The 16,498-nt window shown below is 72.4% G+C and carries 19 protein-coding genes and 1 riboswitch; of the genes, 5 read left to right on the top strand and 14 right to left on the bottom strand.

The window, feature by feature from the left end; genetic code table 11:
- Positions 1 to 97 precede the first annotated feature (97 nt).
- Entirely contained in the window at positions 98 to 742 is a 645-nt protein-coding gene (locus ABZW03_RS11325; protein ID WP_355255015.1) for a TetR/AcrR family transcriptional regulator, read from the bottom strand.
- An 87-nt stretch (positions 743 to 829) separates the two neighbouring features.
- Here ABZW03_RS11325 and ABZW03_RS11320 point away from each other — a divergent pair, with 87 nt between their 5' ends.
- Positions 830 to 1,504, top strand: a complete 675-nt coding sequence (locus tag ABZW03_RS11320; protein WP_355255012.1) for a methyltransferase domain-containing protein — start codon at positions 830 to 832, stop codon at positions 1,502 to 1,504.
- Complete coding sequence (locus tag ABZW03_RS11315; protein ID WP_355255009.1) at positions 1,501 to 1,695, top strand: hypothetical protein; 195 nt, start codon at positions 1,501 to 1,503, stop codon at positions 1,693 to 1,695. The genes ABZW03_RS11320 and ABZW03_RS11315 overlap by 4 nt, the downstream gene beginning before the upstream one ends.
- A gap of 34 nt (positions 1,696 to 1,729) precedes the next feature.
- Here ABZW03_RS11315 and ABZW03_RS11310 read toward each other — a convergent pair whose 3' ends face one another.
- From ABZW03_RS11310 to ABZW03_RS11295, 4 genes are all read right to left on the bottom strand, one after another.
- Positions 1,730 to 2,155, bottom strand: coding sequence for a hypothetical protein (locus ABZW03_RS11310; RefSeq protein ID WP_355255006.1), 426 nt, complete (start codon positions 2,153 to 2,155; stop codon positions 1,730 to 1,732).
- Positions 2,156 to 2,364: 209 nt separating this feature from the next.
- On the bottom strand, positions 2,365 to 3,315 hold the full coding sequence (locus ABZW03_RS11305; RefSeq protein WP_355255003.1) for a DUF1259 domain-containing protein: 951 nt from the start codon (positions 3,313 to 3,315) through the stop codon (positions 2,365 to 2,367).
- Positions 3,316 to 3,504: 189 nt separating this feature from the next.
- On the bottom strand, positions 3,505 to 4,326 hold the full coding sequence (locus ABZW03_RS11300; RefSeq protein WP_355255021.1) for a CbtA family protein: 822 nt from the start codon (positions 4,324 to 4,326) through the stop codon (positions 3,505 to 3,507).
- A 47-nt stretch (positions 4,327 to 4,373) separates the two neighbouring features.
- Complete coding sequence (locus tag ABZW03_RS11295; protein ID WP_355255000.1) at positions 4,374 to 4,598, bottom strand: CbtB-domain containing protein; 225 nt, start codon at positions 4,596 to 4,598, stop codon at positions 4,374 to 4,376.
- Positions 4,599 to 4,659: 61 nt separating this feature from the next.
- A riboswitch (cobalamin riboswitch) is annotated at positions 4,660 to 4,749 on the bottom strand.
- 163 nt (positions 4,750 to 4,912) lie between these two features.
- On the opposite strand from ABZW03_RS11295, the gene ABZW03_RS11290 reads away from it, so the two are divergent.
- Positions 4,913 to 5,497 carry a histidine phosphatase family protein gene (locus ABZW03_RS11290; protein WP_355254997.1) on the top strand — a complete coding sequence of 195 codons (585 nt, stop codon included), beginning with the start codon at positions 4,913 to 4,915 and terminating at the stop codon, positions 5,495 to 5,497.
- Between the two features lie 87 nt (positions 5,498 to 5,584).
- Here ABZW03_RS11290 and ABZW03_RS11285 read toward each other — a convergent pair whose 3' ends face one another.
- The 4 genes from ABZW03_RS11285 to ABZW03_RS11270 all read right to left on the bottom strand — a co-directional run bounded on the left by ABZW03_RS11285 (position 5,585) and on the right by ABZW03_RS11270 (position 9,180).
- Positions 5,585 to 7,312 carry a GMC family oxidoreductase gene (locus ABZW03_RS11285; RefSeq protein WP_355254994.1) on the bottom strand — a complete coding sequence of 576 codons (1,728 nt, stop codon included), beginning with the start codon at positions 7,310 to 7,312 and terminating at the stop codon, positions 5,585 to 5,587.
- 18 nt (positions 7,313 to 7,330) lie between these two features.
- Positions 7,331 to 7,738 (bottom strand): sugar dehydrogenase complex small subunit, encoded by a 408-nt coding sequence (locus ABZW03_RS11280; RefSeq protein WP_355254991.1) that lies wholly within the window; start codon positions 7,736 to 7,738, stop codon positions 7,331 to 7,333.
- A gap of 12 nt (positions 7,739 to 7,750) precedes the next feature.
- Entirely contained in the window at positions 7,751 to 8,617 is an 867-nt protein-coding gene (locus ABZW03_RS11275; protein ID WP_355254988.1) for a thermonuclease family protein, read from the bottom strand.
- A 161-nt stretch (positions 8,618 to 8,778) separates the two neighbouring features.
- Positions 8,779 to 9,180 carry an ABC transporter permease gene (locus ABZW03_RS11270; protein ID WP_355255018.1) on the bottom strand — a complete coding sequence of 134 codons (402 nt, stop codon included), beginning with the start codon at positions 9,178 to 9,180 and terminating at the stop codon, positions 8,779 to 8,781.
- A 494-nt stretch (positions 9,181 to 9,674) separates the two neighbouring features.
- On the opposite strand from ABZW03_RS11270, the gene ABZW03_RS11265 reads away from it, so the two are divergent.
- Both ABZW03_RS11265 and ABZW03_RS11260 read left to right on the top strand, forming a co-directional pair.
- Positions 9,675 to 10,502, top strand: coding sequence for a hypothetical protein (locus ABZW03_RS11265; RefSeq protein ID WP_355254985.1), 828 nt, complete (start codon positions 9,675 to 9,677; stop codon positions 10,500 to 10,502).
- Positions 10,489 to 11,130, top strand: coding sequence for a Fic family protein (locus ABZW03_RS11260; protein WP_355254982.1), 642 nt, complete (start codon positions 10,489 to 10,491; stop codon positions 11,128 to 11,130). The genes ABZW03_RS11265 and ABZW03_RS11260 overlap by 14 nt, the downstream gene beginning before the upstream one ends.
- A 140-nt stretch (positions 11,131 to 11,270) precedes the next feature.
- Here the strand turns inward: ABZW03_RS11260 and ABZW03_RS11255 are convergent, their stop codons facing one another.
- The 5 genes from ABZW03_RS11255 to ABZW03_RS11235 are packed head-to-tail and all read right to left on the bottom strand — an operon-like array spanning position 11,271 to position 16,496.
- Positions 11,271 to 13,463, bottom strand: coding sequence for a cation-translocating P-type ATPase (locus ABZW03_RS11255; RefSeq protein WP_355254979.1), 2,193 nt, complete (start codon positions 13,461 to 13,463; stop codon positions 11,271 to 11,273).
- A 3-nt stretch (positions 13,464 to 13,466) separates the two neighbouring features.
- Positions 13,467 to 13,778, bottom strand: coding sequence for a DUF1490 family protein (locus ABZW03_RS11250; protein WP_355254976.1), 312 nt, complete (start codon positions 13,776 to 13,778; stop codon positions 13,467 to 13,469).
- Positions 13,779 to 13,793: 15 nt separating this feature from the next.
- Positions 13,794 to 14,696 carry a metal ABC transporter permease gene (locus tag ABZW03_RS11245; protein WP_355254973.1) on the bottom strand — a complete coding sequence of 301 codons (903 nt, stop codon included), beginning with the start codon at positions 14,694 to 14,696 and terminating at the stop codon, positions 13,794 to 13,796.
- Positions 14,693 to 15,595: an iron chelate uptake ABC transporter family permease subunit gene (locus ABZW03_RS11240; RefSeq protein WP_355254970.1), complete on the bottom strand. Its 903-nt coding sequence runs from the start codon at positions 15,593 to 15,595 to the stop codon at positions 14,693 to 14,695. Before ABZW03_RS11240 ends, ABZW03_RS11245 begins: the two co-directional genes overlap by 4 nt.
- Positions 15,582 to 16,496, bottom strand: coding sequence for an ATP-binding cassette domain-containing protein (locus tag ABZW03_RS11235; RefSeq protein WP_355254967.1), 915 nt, complete (start codon positions 16,494 to 16,496; stop codon positions 15,582 to 15,584). Before ABZW03_RS11235 ends, ABZW03_RS11240 begins: the two co-directional genes overlap by 14 nt.
- Positions 16,497 to 16,498: the final 2 nt, after the last annotated feature.

Here is a 16,498-nt window from a genome sequence, read left to right as displayed (position 1 = left end):
CCCCGGACGTTCAGCGCGTCCGGCCGGTTGCTGTACCAGTCGAGCAGCCGGATCACCGGGCGGGCGCCCTCGGCGGCGCGCAGTTCGAGGCGGTCCTTCAGTCGGCGTGCGGTGCGATCAATTGTGATGCCATGACGGCGAGTTCGCGTTCGATGTGAGCCCGGGAGGCGTCGGGCAGGGCGGCGAGACGAAGCGGTCGTGCGGAGATCAGTGAGATCAGCAGCCAGGCCGCCGCGTCGGGGTCGGTGTCGGCGCGGAGCTCTCCGCCGGCCTGGCCCTGGCGGAGCAGGGCGGCGAGGGCCTCGGCGATCCGGCGTACGGCCGCCTGTCCGGCTTCGGCGACGGATGGTTCGGCGGTGGCCGCGACCGAGTCGGCAAACAGGACGCCGATCGCCCCTCGTGCGTGCAGCTGGTCGAGGTGCTCGAGTGAGGTGAGCTCGGTGAGCAGGACGGACACCGGGACGCCGGAGCCGGCGGCCTTGCCCAGTTCGGTGCAGACGCGGTCAGCCGCGCGCGCCACGACGGCGGTGAAGAGCCCGGCCTTCGACTTGAAGTTCTGGAAGACCACCGGCTCGGTGACGCCGATGCGGGCGGCCACTTCGGAGACCTTGCCGCGCTGGTAGCCGTGTTCGGCGAAGACCTCGGTGGCGGCAGCCAGGATCGTGGCGCGCCGCTCGTCCGCGCTCAGGCGGGTCCGGCGTCGGCCGGCGGGTCGGGTCTCGGTGGGGTCGGGCTCGGTCACCTGATCATCCTAGGGGTTCTCTTGCCGAAGAACTTAGCCGTGACTAAGCTCGGGACTGCTTAGTCGGAACTAAGTAAGGAGCGAGAGGTGGCGCTCGGACGCCTGCTGCACGGAGACCCCCAGCACGACACCGACGGCACGGCCATCGGCTGCGGCCGCGGCTACGAACTGTTCACCACCGTCGCCTTCGGCGGCCGCCGCGACCGGGTGTTCACCCGGCTCGCCGCCCTCAGCGGCGCCGGCCCCGGCGACCGGGTGCTCGACGTGGGCTGCGGTACCGGCTATCTGACCCGGCGGATGGCGACCGCCGTCGCACCCGACGGCACGGCCCTCGGCGTCGACCCATCCGACCGGGTCGTCGACCACGCCCGGCGCCTCGCCGCCGACCTGTCCGGCTGCACCTTCGAGCGCGGCATCGCGGAGGAACTGGCTGCTCCGGACGCCTCCTTCGACGTGGTCGTCACCAGCCTGATGATCCATCACCTGCCCGCCGGGGTGAGGCCGCAGGCACTGGCGGAGATGTACCGGGTCTGCCGGCCGGGCGGGCGGCTGCTGGTCGCCGACTTCCGCCCTCCCGAGAGCCGGATCGGACGCCACCTCGTCGGCGCCGCCGCCGGACCGGCCATGGAGCGCAACCCGATCGAGCGGCTGGACGGCCTGGTGCGGGACGCCGGATTCACCGTGGTCGGGGTCGGCGACCTGCGCCCGTGGATGCGCTACGTCACGGCCGTCCGGCCCGCCGCGCGCCAGGACCCCGTGTGAACCGACCCCCGGGCGGCCACCGCGGCCTGCGGATCGTTGCCCTGCCGCTCGCCGCCGGTGGACTCGCCGTCCATCTGCGGCTCGGCACGAAGGTCGGGCCCGTCGTCGCGGCGGCAGGCCCGGTCGCACACCTCGACGCCGCGTTCCTCGGGCGACAGTGGCTCGAGCGGCGCGACCGCGCCCTGTCCTGAACACCGCCCGCTGCGCCGCTGCCGGTTCCCGGGATCAGATCGTCACGACGTTGACCGCGAGCGAGGCGATCGTGGCCAGGGCGCGGGCCTGCCCGTAGCGCCTGGGGTCGGCGGGCGTGCGCAGCTGGGCGTAGACGCCGAGGAAGACGTAGGTGAGGACGGGGGCGAGCCAGTCGTTGGCGGAGAAGCCAGGCAGGCCGTCGTTGTTGAGCTGGGGCATGTTCGCCGAGTCGCGGAAGAGGAAGACCGAGGCGCCGGAGAGCAACGTGATAGCGGCAAGGTCCGACCATGCGCCTCGCGGCAGCCGCCAGAAGGCGGCGGCCGCCGCGAGGACGGCCGTGACGGCGGTGGTGAGCAGGATGTGGAGGTGGCTGAAGGTCGAGTCGGAGGCGAGGGTCGTGGTCATCGGCTGCTCCTCTGAAGGCGTACGGGCGGTCTCGGTGACCTGATGGTCCGCCATGGGAGCAGGGTCTGTGGGGCGCCGCGCGTCGGGCGCGTCGGCGACCGCGCCGGACAGGGCTCCGCCGGCAGCGGCGGTCTCCCCCGTGACGAATGCCTTGATCTGCGGGTTGTTGCGGTGCTTGGTGAACCGTGGACGTGGTGGAGCACGGCGGCGAAGCCGACCGGCGTCGGCCTCCCCGCCGTGCAGCCCGTCCGTACGCGGGTGGTTCAGGCGGGGTGCACGCGGGTCGCGGCGACGGCGGCGGCCAGTGTTCGGGCCAGCTCGACGCCGTCGGCGACCGCCCAGAAGTGCAGGTAGAACAGGCGCGGGTCGTCGTCCAGGCCGTGGTTGTGCAGTTCGACGACCTGGATGCCACCCGCCCGCAGGGCCGTGATGACGTCCTGGACCTCGTGCGCCGTCATGGCGAAGTCGCCGTTGATCGCCGCGCGGCCGCCGCCGACCGGCTGGAAGCCGATCGCGGTGGTCACGCCCATCGCCGGTGGTGCCACCCGGGCGTGCAGGGTGATCCGCTCGTCGCGGGCGAAGGAGAACTTGTAGATCCCGCCGTCGTTCCTGCCGGCGGTGTCGAAGGCGGCGTCGATGCCCGCGGTGTCCAGGTCGACGGCCGGCGCCGGGGAGGTCGGGGCCGGTGGCGGGGTTGCGGTCGCGTCCAGCGTGGCCCGGAAGCCCTCGGCGATCTCCTCCGCGTCGCCGACGGCGTGGAAGTGCGTCCACCACACCGCCGGATCGTGGGCCAGCAGGTGCTTGTGGATGGCGCTCTGGTCCAGGTCGTTGGCGTGCAGCGCGTCGGTGACCTGCTGCAGCTCGGTCTCCAGCACGACCAGGTCGCCCATCACCATGGCCCGGCCGTCCGGGTAGCGGGCGAACGCGGCATAGGAGCCGAGCGACAGGCCCGGCTCGATCCTCACCCCGTACGAGGTCAGCGAGAGGTCGCGGCGGGGGAAGGCCGCCCGGTAGACGGTGCCGCCCGACAGCGTGCCGGTTCGGCCGAGTAGCTCGGCAACCGGCTGCCAGTCAGCCTCCGTCGTGGTCACCGGCGCCAGCGGCTCACCGTGGCCGTGCCCTTCGTCCGCCGCAGCGGCCGAGGCCGCGCCACCGGTGAGGGCTGCAGCCGGGGCGGCCATCGCCAGGGTGCGCAACAGGGAACGGCGTCGCATCGCAAACCTCCAACGAGACAGGTTATGTGACCATGGTTACACCACGCGGATCGAGGTCGGTCAGGGCAGCACGCCCCGGAGGAGTCGTCTCGCCCGGCTGGAGTCCCTGAGCCGACGTGAACCGGTTCTGGAAAGCAGTCGACCCCGCCGGCGCGCCTTCAGCGGGGTCGAGCTGTTGCTGCGTGGTGATCAGGCCGCAGTGGCCGGGACCGGCTCCGTGGTCGCTGCGGCAGCGGTCGGCGGGACCAGGAGTCGCTGGGCCAGGGCGCCGAAGAGCAGCCCGAAGGCGGTCCAGAGGGCGGCCTGGATGCCGATCGAGGCGAGGCGGAAGTCCCACAGCAGCGCCGACGGGAAGGACTCCTTCACCGCGTCGCCGTTGTCCGGCAGGACGGCGAACAGCACCGCCATCACCGCGACGTAGCACGCGCCCGCCGCGACGGTGGCGTTCCAGGTACCCAGGCGCGGAGCGAGGCGTCGGCCGACGATCACGGCGGCGACGCCCAGCAGCACGCTGAGCGCGATCATGAGGAAGAACAGCGTGGTGCGCTGCCCGACGGTGTCCGGATTGCCGACCGCCGGCGGGGTGGCCGGGTACTTGAGGAACGGCACGAGGTAGACGGTGGTGAAGGCGCCCGCCGCGACCAGCGCGGCGGTCGCCCGGGGGCTGAGCCGGCCGATCCGCCCGAGGGCGAAGCAGAACGCCAGCGAGCCGATGCCGCCGAGCGCCACGCCGTACACCAGGACGCCGGTGGCCAGGCCCGCGGTGGACTGGAGGGTCCGGCTGACCAGGTCCTCCTCGTCGCCGCCGTTCTGGTCGGGGGCGGCCGCCTCCGCGGTGCCGTGGTCGTGGTCGTGGTGGGCGGCGGGAGCCGAAGCGGAGTGCTCCAGCGCGATGCTGTCCGAGACCGGGCCCTCGCCGACGAGGTAGGCGACGGCGAAGGCCAGCAGACCGGCGATCAGGCCCGCGACCATGCCGCGGGCCAGCAGTCTTCTGACGGTCGCGGCCGGCATGGCGGCGGCAGGGGTGGTGGAGTTGTTCATGGGTGCGTCGGCTCCGCTCAGTGGCAGGGGAAGCCGAGCAGGTGCCGGCCGTCGTGCACCCACTCGTGCACGGCCGCGCCGGAGAAGACCGAGGTGGCGCCCTGCTCGGCGCCGACGAAGTAGAGCAGGACCAGCATCAGGGTGCCGATGAAGGCCGCCCACGGCAGGATCGCGCGCAGCGGCAGCGAGGCCGGAGCGGACCCGGTGGCGGGCAGGCTGGGGGAGACGACGGACTGGGCCATGGCGGAACCTCCTGGGGGAAACACGCGTCCCGTACGGTGGGGCTCGGACGACGGCCATCGGGTCTGACTTGCCGACGTACCCGCCGCTGCGTGAGGCGGCCGACCGTCGGCATACAGTGGCGCGACCGTGCCGGATTCCCACCGGACTTCCGTCTCGCCGTCGTCTTCATTCGGTCGGGGAGACCGTAGCGGCATACGCGGATTCCGCCAAGGGCTCACACCGGCGCTCCGACTCGGTGTGCGGCGGATCAGGCGCGCCCCGGCGCGAAGACGCGCACGGGCCCGGGGATGGCAGGTGTACGAAGGGAACGCGTGTGACGGTTCGGGTGATCTTCATCTCTCCCGCGATCGGGACCGCTCTGCGGCAGGCCCGGTTCGACGACGACGGCCCGCTGGACGAGGGCGGTCTGCGCTCCGCCTGCGCGGCCGCATCCGCTCTCCCAGGCGTCGACCGTGTCCTGGTCTCGCCGTCCACCCGGTGCCGCCAGACCGCCGACGCGCTCGGGCTCGCCGCCGCCGAGGTCGCCCCGGCGCTGCGCGGCTGCGCGATGGGCCGCTGGCGCGGCCGGACCCTCGACGAACTGTCCGCGGAGGAGCCCGAGGCGGTGCTGGCCTGGCTCACCGATCCTGCCGCCGCCCCGCACGGCGGCGAATCCGTACGGCAGTTGTGCGCCCGGGTGGCGCGGTGGCTCGACGAGGCCAGCGAGTCGGCCGGGCGTCTGCTCGTCGTCGCCGAACCGGACGTGATCCGGGCCGCCGCCCTCCACGTCCTCGGCGCGCCCGAGCAGGCCTTCTGGCGGCTCGACGTACCGCCGCTCTCCGGCACCGAACTGACCGGGCGCACCGCTCGCTGGAACCTCCGCCTGGCGTCGCCCCTGACCCGCCGGGAGGACGGCTGACGACGGTGCCGCGGAGCTGTCGGGGCCGCGAACACGGCGTGGTGGTCGGCTGCGGGGAGCCGGGCCACGCCGTGGTGTCCGGGCGGTTCAGAGCGCTGCGGCGAGGGCGTCCGCGGTGCGGAGGGTGAGGGCGGCGATGGTGAGGGTGGGGTTGGCGGTGCCGCCGGTGGGGAAGACGGAGGAGCCGACGACCCAGATGCCGGGGTGGTCGTGGGAGTTGCCCCAGGCGTCGACGACGGCCGTGGCCTTGTCGCCCCCCATGCGCATGGTGCCCATGGGGTGGCCCGCGCCGTTGTACTTCAGGGTCGGCTGCAGTGGGGCGATCTGGGTGGCGCCGGCGGTGTCCTCCAGGTGCTGCCAGATCCGGCGCGAGACGCTGTGGCCGTAGGCGAGGGCGGCCTTGGAGTAGTTGTCGAGCTTGTAGGTGATCTTCGGCCGGCGGACGCCGAGGTTGTCCGTCTGGTCGGAGAGCGTGACCCGGTTGTCCCGGTGGGGGAGCTGCTCGGTGGAGACGCTGATCCGCAGCATCCGGGTGACCTTGTCGGCGACGGCCTGCTGCAGCGGCTTGCCGAGGAGCTTCACCTTCTTGGTGGCGTCGTCCCACAGGAAGCTCTGCAGGGTCTTCTCGGGGGAGCCGCTGCGCCCCCAGCCGTCGTTGCCGATGGTCATCCGGAAGGCACCGTTGTTCTTGCGGAAGGCGCCGTCGCGGAAGGTGTCGACGCCGAGCGCGGACTGCGGCCCGCGGAAGGGGTACACGGGCCGGCCGAACAGGCCGACCATCTCGGCGGAGTGGTGGTCCATGAGGTTGCGGCCGACCTGGTCGCTGCTGTTGTCCAGGCCGGAGAGCAGCCAGAGCTTGGGCGTCTCGATGGCGTTCAGCGCCAGGACGACGTGATCGGCGGTGACCTCCTTCTGCCGTTGGGCGGGGTCGGCGATGGTCCAGTCGAGGTACGCCACGGTGTACGGCTGGCCGTCACCTGCCGGCGGGACGATCCGGTTGGCCACGCTCGCCGTCCGGAGTTCGACGCCGAGTTCGTCGCGGGCCTTGTTGACGTGGAAGGAGGCGTCGTACTTGGCGCCGCTGGGGCAGACCGGGATGCAGCTGGAGTTTCCCTGGCAGGCGCTGCGGCCGTGGTAGGGCTGGGAGTTGCGGGCCTGCGGGGTGGTGACGATCTTCACCGGGATGCCGTCGATCGGCCTGATCGTCGACAGCGCGGTGCGGACCAGCTCGTCGCCGTAGCTGGGGGCCATGCCGGGCATCGGGTAGTCGCCGCTGCGTGGGGTGATGCCGACCCACTCGTTGGCGTTGCCGGAGATGCCGAGCTCGTTCTCGGCCTGGGCGTAGTAGGGCTCCAGCTCGTCGTAGCCGAAGGGCCAGTCGACGCCGACGTCGTACTTCGTCCTGAGCTGGAAGTCGTTGGGGACGAAGCGTGGGGTGTTGCCGCGCCAGGCCCAGGTGCTGCCGCCCGTCATGCGCTGGAAGCCGCTGGCGAAGACGTCCAGTTCGACGTCCTCGTCGTAGTACTGGTTCATGACGGTGAAGTCGGGGACGCCGTCCGAGGAGGGGGCGAACTTCCGTTTGTTATTGGGCAGTTCAGCGTACGGAGAGGGGACGGACTTGGTGGGGGAGGTCTGGTAGGCGTCGACGAAGGCGGCGCGCTCGGCGGCGGTGGTGGGGTTGTTGCCGGCCTCCAGGAGGAGGATGCGGGCGCCGGGCCTGGTGGCCTTGAGCCGGCAGGCGGTGAGGGCGCCGGCCACACCGGCGCCGACGATCACCACGTCGTAGGGGGCGTTCGGGTCCACGGGGTCGTTCACGGGGGTGGTCTCCTCGGCTCAGGGGTGCTGGGTCCAGTAGCCGTAGCCGCTGGCGGCCGGGGGCACGGGGGCGGTGGCGAGCGGGTGGGCCTTGATGACCTGCCAGATCAGGCCCGCCTGGTACTGCTGCGGTGTGGCGGGAGCGTCGGGTGTGTCGTCCGGCTTGAGGAACTGCGCCGTGTACCAGACCGTGACGGTCTCCCGGGTGATCCGGGCCAGCTTGGGGTCGGCGTTGACGGCGGAGGTCAGCGCGCCGAGCGGGTTGCCCTGGGCGACGGCGGCACGGTAGGCGGTGAGCAGGGCGGGCAGGTCCTGCGGGTAGGCGGTGGAGAGCCGGCCCCGGTAGGCCTCGGCGAGCTGTTCGTCCAGGTCCGTTTCCCCGGTGAGGAGTTCGGACAGGGCGAGGAAGTCGGTGGCGTCGGTCATGGCGGGGGCTCCTCAGCCTTCGGTGAAGACGATGTCCTCGGGCGAGGTGGTCATCCGGACCGCCGTGCCGCCGTTGACGATTTCGACCAGCGGTTTGAGGCTCAGCTCGGGGGTGCCGGCGGGCTCGATCACGAGCTCGTCCCCGCCGCCGGCCAGGAAGGTGGGGAAGCCGTTGAGCGAGGGCTCCACCAGGTTGAAGTGGTCCACCAACCGTCGGAACAGCTTCGGCAGGATCACGACGTCACCGGTGAGGGAGGGCAACCCGGTGATGACCGCCCCGTCGGGGGCGGTGGTGACGTCCGACGGCCAGAGCCCGAGGCCGGAGGTGCGGGCCTGCTGGGCGACGGCGGCCATCTCGGCGCGCAGCTCGGGGAGGAACTTCTTGTAGAAGGTGGGGTAGGCCAGCCCGGTGGCGAGCATGTGGTGGTTGGCGGTGGTGCGCAGCAGCGCCACGTCGACGTTGACCTGGGTGCCGTCGGCGGCCGGAGGCGCGCCCGCGCCGATCAGCGCGACGCAGCGGCCGAACTTGTCGGCACCCTGGGTGAGGATGAAGCCCGGCGCCTCCTTCGGCGTGGCGGCGGTGACGGTCTCGCCGTTGTGTCGGACGCCGGTGAAGCCGAGGAAGGAGAGCAACTCCTCGGCGGCCTTGTGGGCGAACTCCAGCGGCTGGTGGACGGCCGGGCCGGTGCGGCTGTAGTGCGTTTCCAGGGCGTCGATGGCTTCGAGCCGCAGGCGGACGATGTTCTTGCTGTCGAGTTTGACCGGACAGCCGTCGAGCTCGTCGAAGGCCTTCGGGTTGGTTGGCTTGAAGGCGACGGTGTCGCCGTCCGGCTGGAAGTTGAGCACCTGGTACGAACCCTGGACCAGCAGCATTGTCATGGCAGCCCCTTGGGGATGGAGGGCAGAGCCGCTGTGCGGATGGCGGGTGGTGACCTTCGGCGATTCCGCCGTCACAGTCGGCTGAGGGCGGCGACACTGTATGTGCGTACCTGACCGCCTTCAATCACCGTCCGTGGCGAGCCGGTACCGGATGCCCCGGTTCACTGGGACGGCTGGTAGGCGACGAGCGCCGGGTGGCCGTCGGAGCCGTGGGGGAGCGGGTAGTAGCCGCGGTGGCTGGCGGGGTCGACGGTGACGACGTGGGCGCCGTCGGCGAGGCGGGCGCGGCTGGTGACGGTCAGGTGGCGGTCGCGGTTGTCGAGGACGGTGAGCCAGCCGGATTCGGCGGCGACGTACAGGCGGTGAGCGTCGTCGAACAGGGCGCGTTCGGCGAGCCGGGCGGCGGTCAGGGCGGCGAGGGCCGCCGCCGCGAGGAGTATGTACATCACGACGATCTGGTAGCGGATGGCGGTCAGCGGATCCACCCCGGCCAGGATGAGGCTGGTCATCGCGCCGGGCAGGCTGATCAGTCCGACCGTCTTGGTGGCGTCGACGGCCGGGATCAGTGCGATTGCGGTGCGAAGGCCGCGTCGGCGGGCAGGCCGAGGGCGAGCCGGGCCTCCACAGCGGGCCTGGCGGTGCGGGCCTCGTCGCGGAGGCGGACGAGCACGACGCGGGCCATCGGCGAAACGTCACCCGGGTGAGTCCGGCGTCGTCGACCCAGCCGAACACCACCCCGTCGATTGCGTGGGCGGCGAGCTGGGCTTCGGCCGCGCGGGCCCGGGCGGCCCGTTCGGCTCGGGGGTACGTGGTGGTCATGCGGCCCCTGCTGGTGTCGGCGGCCACCGGTGCGCGGGGGAGCGGCGGGGAGTTCACTCGTCCGTGAACGGCCGCAGCCGCGGGGTGACACGGGACGACCGCGGTGACTCCCGGCCTCCGACCGGGTGCGGTGCGTTCTCGGTCGACGGCCGCGCGGACGGCCTGGCGTCGGGGTGGGCGGATGGGGGAAGGGTCTGCACGGATGGCCGCACGGGGTGGGGTCCGAAAACCGTTCGCGATGGCATGGGCTTCGAGCCGAGACTGGTACGTCGATCACATCGAACAGGAAGAGTGGCCAGCCCTGACGTACAACCGTGACACCCTGCCCGTCCCCGACAACCGCGTGCCTCGCGTCACCTCCGCGGACATTCGGAACTGGGATGAATTCGACCCGGCTCGTCATCCGTTCGCCTGGGATGAGGCCGAAGACGCTCGTCTCCGCTCGCTGGTCCGCGAGTGGGTGCCGCCCGTGCTCTCCGGCATGGCCGGCTGGTGGCAGGGTGAACGTTGGTGTGAGAGCCAGGTGGATGCAGTCCTTCGGGAGCGATACGGCACCTGGGCCTGGGGATGGAGCTGGTGCTATCGCGACGGCGGGCCCATCGGCAACTGGGTCAGCGGGCCGAGCTCGGTGACGACCCCCGACGAGACCGCAGAACGTGTCGTGGCCGCGCTGCTGGAGTGGCGGGAGTGGCTGGAGCGGACGGCCCGGCGCTTCGCCGAGCTGGCGCCACCGCCGGACGCCTCACCCGAGGATCGCAGCTGGCACCTGGAACGGGCCTGCGTCCGGCTCGTGACCCACGCGCTGGACTCGGGCGCGGACAACGCCTGGCGCGGCCAGGCCTCCATCGTCCTGGGCTGGTTCCTCACCAGCACCGGCATGGACCGGGCCGAGGCCGAGCTAGCGGTGGAACGTGCGATCGGTGGCCGGTTCAAGAGCTGGGTCCACCCAGAGCGGACGCTGATCGAATCCGTCGGCGAGGACCTCGCGGTCGGCCTCACCGGCCACGCTCCTTACCAGGAGCACCATGAGAGGGCGGCGCTGGAGGATCTCCATGACCGCTACTGACAGCCTTTCAGTCTGGCTGCACGTGCGCCGCGAGGTCGACTGGCAATATGCACCGGCCCTGCGACGGGTCCCACCCGGCTGCGACGGGTTCCGATCCTGGTGCGAGGGACCGGTCCGTCTGCGCGACCCGATTCGCGCCGAACGCCTGCTCGCCGCACACGCCTTGTCCCTGGAAGATGCCGCACGTCGTGCCCCGCTGGACTTCGCCCTGCTGGCCGGTTGGCAGCGCGAAGTCCTTGCTGCAACGGAGGCACCGTTCCGCATGAGCGACGCCTACGCGAAAGCTGGCCGCGAGCGCTACGGCCTGACCCGGCGGACCCAAGCCGATTTCGCTTCCTGCCTGCGCGAGACAAACGACTCGGACATCCCGCTGGCGGCCCGCGCGGCCCGCGCCTACCTCGATGTGGCGTTCTTCCACCCCTTCACCGATGGCAATGCCCGCGCCGCGCTGTTGACTTTGGTCCATGTTCTGGCCCGGGAGGGCATCGTCCTTCCTGAGGTCGGTCCCCTCCAGACCACCCGCTACGCGGATGACCCGGCCGGTGCCGCCGACCTTGCCGCTCTCATCGGGGTGCTCAACCGCCGCCGAACCAGAGTGGTTCAAGAACCTCAAAACACCGTTTTCTGACAGAACCCCGGGCGTGAGCACCTTCCTTCGAACCCGACGCCTTCGACCTCCTGCTCTCGGTGGAGCTGTCTTGGGGTGGGCAGGTCACCGCGGTGCGTGATCACTGCCGAGCCTCCCGGCGCTTCGGACCTGCCGGAAGTTCAGCGCACGCGGCGGTCCTCCAACGGGGCGGCGTGCCGGACCGGGCCGGGAGCGCCGGGGAGGTGGGGCTGATGGTTGACCAGGCGGGCGGAGTTGCCGACGACGGCGATGCTGCTGGTGTTGTGGAGCAGGGCGGCAAGGACGGGGTTGAGCGAGCCGCCGGCACTGGCGAGCAGGCCGGCGAGGTTGACGCCGATGGCGAGCCCGTAGTTCTGCCGGACCACGCGCAGGGTGTGGCGGCTGAGTTCGACGACGGCCGGGACCTGGCGCAGGTCGTTGCCGGCCAGGGCGATGTCCGCGGTCTCCAGTGCGATGTGGGAGGAGTGCTCGCCCATGGTGATGCCGACGTCGGCCAGCGCCAGGGCGGGGGCGTCATTCGTGCCGTCGCCGACCATGGCGACCAGGTGGCCCTCGGCCTGGAGGTCACGGATGATCTGGAGCTTGGCTTCGGGCAGGGCGTGGGCGTGCACCTCGGTGATGCCGAGGGTGTCGGCGACGACCTGGGCGGTCTCGGGAGCGTCGCCGGTGAGCAGCAGGATGCGGGTGACGCCGAGGTCCTGGAGCTGGCGGACGACGGTGTCGGCCTCGGCGCGGACGGCATCGGAGACGCCGAGCATGCCGATCAGGTCGTCGTCGTGGGCGAGGCAGATGACGGTCTCGCCGTGGGCGCGTAGCTGCTCGGCCCAGAGCGCGGCCTGCTCGGGCAGGTCGACGCCGTGGCGGCGCAGGAGCGCCGGACTGCCGACCAGCAGACGGGTGCCGTCGAGTTCGGCGCGCATGCCCATGCCGAGGACGACCTCGCACGCCTGATGGATCGGAACGGTCAGGTGCTGTTCCTCGCTGCGCCGGACGATGGCCTGGGCGAGCGGGTGCCGGGTGTGCAGCTCGCCGGAAGCGGCGAGGCCGAGCACGTCGTCGGCCGTGAAATCCTGGCTGAACGTCACCACGCTGGTGACCAGTGGCCGGCCGATCGTGAGGGTGCCGGTCTTGTCGAAGACGACGGCGGTGACCCGGCCGATGCCCTCCAGGTGGGTGCCGCCCTTGATCAGTGCGCCGTGGCGGGCGCCGGCGCCGATGGCCGCGCTGACGGCGGTCGGGGTGGCGAGCCCGGCGGCGCAGGGGCAGGCGATCAGCAGCATGGTCATCGCGCGGCGGGCATCGCGGGTGACCAGGTACGTGACGCCGGCGAGCGCGAAGGAGACCGGGACGAAGCGGCGCGTGAAGCGGGTCGCGACGGTCTGGATCGGGGCACGGTCACCCTGCGCCTCCTCGACCCGGGTGATGATCCGCCCCACGGTCGTGTCGCGGCCCACCGAGGTCGCCCGGACGGTCAGCGAGCCGGAGGTGACGATGGTGCCCGCGTACACCTCGGTGCCCTCCCGTGCGTACACCGGTAGGGCCTCGCCGGTGATCGTGGCCTGGTCGACGAGGGCCTCGCCGGTGAGCACGGTCCCGTCGACCGGGATCCGGTGGTGCTCGTAGACGGCGACCACGTCGCCGACCGCGACCTGCTCCAGGGCGACCTCGACTTCGACGCCCTCCTCGCGGACCAGCCAGACCCGCTCCTCGCCGATGGCGAGCAGGTCCTCGATGGCGCGGCGGGTCCGGCGCAGGGTGAGGGTCTGCAGGAACTCGCCGATGTTCAGCAGCCAGAGCACTGTCAGGGCGACCACGTTCTCCCGCAGCAGCAGGGAGATCACCGTGGCGGCGGTGACCAGGGAGTCGGTTCCGGGGCTGCGGCGGCCGACCAGGGCACGCAGCGCGCCTCGGAAGAACGGGAGACCGGTGAAGACCGTGACCGCGCCGAGCAGTCCGGCGCCTCGCCTGGTGACCAGCGGTGGGCGGCGCAGCAGCACCCGCCGCAGGGCGACCAACGCGAGGACGGCACCTCCGACGACCAGACGGGCGACCTCGCCGGTGGTGGAGTCCGGCAGCGACCGGCTGACCCGGACGGGAGCCGCCACGGGCGGCGGCTCCTCCAGACGGGCGACTAGCCGCTCCACGTCGAGGTGGTCGGGGACCAGCCAGATCACCACGCTGCCGGTGCGCGGGAAGACCCGCAGCGCCCGGAAACCCTCCAGCCCGGCCAGCCGGTCGTCCACCAGCCCCGCGCAGCCGGGCCGGGCGTGCAGCCACGGCACGGTCAGCCGGACCCGGCCCGCGGCGACGGACCGGACGATCACGGTGGACATGACTCAGTGCTCGTGGTCGTGATCGTGCGACTCGGTGCCCACCGCAGACGGCGGCGGCGCCTCCTCACCGAGCGTGGAACGGGCCTCGGCGAGCATGTCCCCGGCCTTGAGCCGGGCCTCCTCGGCCGCGCCGGAGATCCAGCGCCCGGCCACGATGCCGCCGGCGATGCCGTTGACCAGTGCCCGGCGGGCCGCCGGGCCGGCCTTCGGCGCGGCCTGGGCCGCACCGCGCAGGACCAGCCCGCCGACGACGCCCGAGACGGTGTAGTGGAGCAGACGGCCGGCGGCGGCTCCGGCGACGGCGGCGGGGTGCATGACAGTCTCCTTCGCTCAGGGCGCCCGGGGGGCCTGGCGAACACGCCTCTCTTCCAGTGTGCGCGCCAGGGTCGGTCCAGGACGATTCGGGTGCCTTCGCCGCCGGGGGCGGACGGCGAAGGCGGCCGCGTACACGGCGGTGGCGCAGGCCAGGATCGCGAAGCTGGGTGGCATCCCGGGGACGGCGTACGCGAGTGCGAGGCCGGCCCATAGTTCGCCGACGGCCAGCGCACAGGACAGCGCGAGGCCCGGGTAGGGGCTGTGGGCCAGCCGCTGGGCCGCACCGGCCGGAGCGGCGAGCAGGCCGAGCAGCAGCAGCGCTCCGACGGCCTGGGTGGCCTCCGCAGCGGCCGCGCCGACCAGGGCGAGGAAGGCGAAACCGAGCAGCCGGACCGGCACCCCGCGGGCGGTGGCGACCGCCTCGTCGAGCGAGGCGAACAGCAGCGGGCGGGCGATGGCCAGTAGCAGGAGCCCGACGGCCGCCGCGATCAGGGCGGCCGTCCGGGCCTGGCCCGCGGAGAGCCCGAAGATCGAGCCGAAGAGCACGCTCACTCCGGCGTTGCCGTGCGTGCTGCGGGAGGTGGTGTAGAGGGTGAGGAAGAAGACTCCGAGGCCCAGCACCCAGGAGAAGACGCTGCCGATCACCACGTCGTCCGCCCGGCCGGACCGGCCGAGCGCGCCGAGCAGCAGCGCGGCCGCGATGGTCGCGCCGAACAGGCCGAGCCGCAGGTCGTAGCCCAGCGCGAGGGCGGCGAGCGCCCCGGTGAAGGCGACGTGGCTCAGCGCGTCGCCGGTGAAGACCTGCGCGCGCAGCACCAGGAAGTACCCGACCAGGCCGCAGGCCGCCGCGATGGCGCTGCCGGCCAGCAGGGCGTGCATCAGGAACGGCTGGGCGAACGGGTCGGCGAGCACCGTCATCGTGCACCGCCGAGAGCCTGTCCGGCAGGCACCCGGGTGAGCCGCAGGACCACCGTGCGTCCGACGCGGGCGAGCAGGTACCCGCCGAAGGCGAGGGTGGTCAGGAAGAACCCGATCGGGTAGGGCGAATAGAAGGCCACGATCAGGGCGGCCCAGGTCACCAGCAGCGCGATCACCACCGTCAGGGCCAGACCGCGCCCCGGCCGTCCGGTGAGCGTCTGCGCCGTCGCCGCCGGCATCACCAGCAGCGCGAACACCAGCAGCGTCCCGGTGATCTGGCTGGTCGCCGCCGTCGCGGCCCCGAGCAGGACCAGGAACAGCACCGAAAGCCGGCGCACCGGTACGCCCCGCCCGGCCGCCACCGCCGGGTCCACGGAGGCGTACAGCAGTCGCCGTCCGACTGCGGCGAGCACCGCCAGGACGGCTGCCGCGACGGTCACGAGCACCGCCACCTGACCGGTGGTGATTCCCAGGAAGCTGCCGAAGAGCAGCGCGTTCACGCCGCCCAGCGAACCCCGGTACAGCGCCACGAACAGGTAGCCGCAGGCCAGCAGGAACGCCTGCACCGCCCCGGTCAGGACCGACTCCTCCGCGCCGCCGAACCGGCCCTCCCGCGGCACGGCCGCGACGACCAGCGCCGCGGCCAGGCAGAACACGAAGTACCCCGCGAGCGCCGACACCCCGAGCAGCGTCGCCCCGGCCGCCCCCGGGAACCCCACCACCGCCAGCGTGTGCCCGATGAAGCTCTGCCGCCGCAGCACCATGAACCAGCCCAGCACACCGGCCAGCACCGCGACGACCGTCCCCGCCCAGAAGGCGGCGACCATGAACGGGTACGACCAGATCCGCTCCAGATCGGCGAACACGTTCCAGGACCAGCCCGGGTCAGCGGCGGCCACGGCCCGACCCACCGGAGCCGTGCCGGTCGGTGTGCACAGCGGGCGCCTCGGGCTGGCCGACCACCACCAAACGGCCGTCGGAGGTCCGCAGCACCTCGATCGGCGTCCCGTACAGCGCCGTCAGGGTCTCCGAGTCGATCACCTCGCTCGGCAGACCCGCCACGGTACCGGCGGCCGCCAGGTACACCACCCGGTCGAGATAGCCGACGATCGGGTTCACGTCATGCGCGACCAGGACGACACTCACCCGCTCCTCCCGGCACACCCGGCTGACGAGCGCGGCCACCGAGGCCTGGTTCGGCAGGTCCAGGCTGTCCAACGGCTCGTCCAGCAGCAGCAGTTCAGGGCCGCGGACGAGCGCCTGGGCGATCAACAGCCGCTGCTGCTCCCCGCCGGAGCACTCGCCGATCGGACGCCCCGCGTACTCCGAGGCACCGACCAGCTCGACCACCTCGGCCAGCCGCGCCCGCTCCCGGCGCCGACGGGCACTGAAGCGGCCCGGCACCGGCAGTGGCGTGCCCCAGCGGTCCCCGTCCAGCCCGAGTCGGACGACGTCGACGCCGCGCACCCGCAGCGAGGCGTCGAAGCTGCGCCGCTGCGGCAGGTAGCCGATCCGGTGGTTGGCCCGGCCCGGCGGCACACCCAGTACCCGGACCTGGCCCGCGCTCGCCGGAACGAGCCCGAGCAGGAGCTTGACGAGAGTCGACTTGCCCACCCCGTTCGGCCCCAGGACCGCGACGAACTCCCCTGCGGCGACGCTCAGATCGACCCCCGACCAGAGGGTCCGGCCACCCACCCGGACCGCAGCGCCGCGCAGCGACACCACCGGATCGGGCCGCTCGGCGGTCGGCGGCGGGACGGTCTGGCGGACCGCCTCCCTGAACCGCGCCACCGGGTTCATCG

Origin of the sequence: Kitasatospora sp. NPDC004799 (assembly GCF_040609095.1) — a bacterium.
In the GTDB taxonomy this organism is placed as follows: Bacteria; Actinomycetota; Actinomycetes; order Streptomycetales; family Streptomycetaceae; genus Kitasatospora.
This window is presented reverse-complemented; position numbering and strand designations above follow the sequence as displayed.